This window comes from Roseibacillus persicicus (assembly GCF_014651675.1).
Classification (GTDB): domain Bacteria; phylum Verrucomicrobiota; class Verrucomicrobiia; order Verrucomicrobiales; family Akkermansiaceae; genus Roseibacillus; species Roseibacillus persicicus.
This window is the reverse complement of the sequence record NZ_BMXI01000057.1, coordinates 1-1,261: the sequence shown is the minus strand read 5'-3', so window position 1 is coordinate 1,261 and position 1,261 is coordinate 1. Positions and strand designations below refer to the sequence as shown.

Genomic DNA, 1,261 nt, shown 5'->3' with positions numbered 1-1,261 from the left:
CCAGGGCGATCAAGCTAGGGATCCTACCGCAGATAGAAGGCAAAAAGTCTGGTACACCGCATCAAGGGGCCTCAAGTTATTGAATGCCTCGAAACCCAGATAAAATCGACTACAGCAATGGCTTTCCGGATGGCTTTGAAGCCTTTCAAATTATTGAAGATCCGCGCATAGGTAATCACCGGAAGCACCATTTTGGAGAAGTTCTTTTCATGGCTGTTACCGCGACTCTCTGCGGGATGGACAACTTCGCTGAAATCGAAGATTTCTGCGAAAACCAAACCACTTGGCTAAAAAAATGGATCACAATTCCCAACGGAGTTCCGACCGCTCAGACCTTTTCTAACATCTTTAATCTCATTGAGCCCAAGCAGTTCAATCTCTGCCTGCAAGCTCACCTCAAGACTATCTCAGCACCTCTCCACGACGGCATCATTGCGCTCGATGGAAAGACGCTTCGCGGCAGTCACACCCTCAAGCAAAAGCCGGTCCACGTCGTGAGCGCCTGGGACACCAAACAGCAACTGACGCTCTGTCAGGACCATGTCCCTGATAAAGAAAATGAAATCGCCGCCATTGATCGCATTCTCGGCCAACTCGACTTAACCGGGCACACCATTACCATCGACGCGATGGGGACCCAGCGGGCGTTTGCGCAAAAAATCATCCACAAAAAAGCGGACTACCTCTTTGCCCTCAAAGGTAATCAAGGAAAGCTCCACAAGGAAACAATCGACCATTTTCACTTTGCCTTACGACATCTCAAGCTAGCAACCGCAAAGGGTTGGAGCATCCATCAAGACTTCCAAAGCAAGCATGGCCGCCAGACACTTTGCAGCGTGGTAGCCACCGACAAGCTCGATTGGATGGATGGCGAGATTCGGTCGCAGTGGGCCAACTTGCGGAGCCTCATTGTAGTAGAAAACCAAACCACTGAAGTATCCACTGGCCGGAAACGACGAGCTGAAAAAAGATATTATCTCAGTAGTCTACCTGCAGACGCTCAGCATCTTCGCGAAACAATTCGAGCGCATTGGGGAATTGAAAACAACTGCCACTGGAAGCTCGACGTATACTTCCGAGAAGATGCCAATCAGACCGGAGCGGGGAATTCATCAAAGAACCTAGGAACGATTCGGCGCATCGTATTGAATCTACTCAATATGGATACGGGAACAGTGAAGAGTCTTCCAAAAAAACGTTTCCAAGCACTGATGAACCAAAGCTACCGTGAACGTATTCTTTCCCTAGCTTGATCGCCCTG

Annotated in this window: 1 protein-coding gene; it reads left to right on the top strand. The window is 49.4% G+C overall.

Annotation, left to right across the window (positions count from 1 at the left end; genetic code table 11):
• Nucleotides 1–83 precede the first annotated feature (83 nt).
• Nucleotides 84–1,253, top strand: a complete 1,170-nt coding sequence (locus IE099_RS20575) for an ISAs1 family transposase (protein WP_189574724.1) — start codon at nt 84–86, stop codon at nt 1,251–1,253.
• The last annotated feature ends 8 nt before the right edge of the window (nt 1,254–1,261 follow it).

Bases quoted from the DNA above. Each gene is read 5' to 3' on its own strand.
- IE099_RS20575 (WP_189574724.1), top strand. From the start codon at position 84: ATGCCTCGAAACCCAGATAAAATCGACTACAGCAATGGCTTTCCGGAT.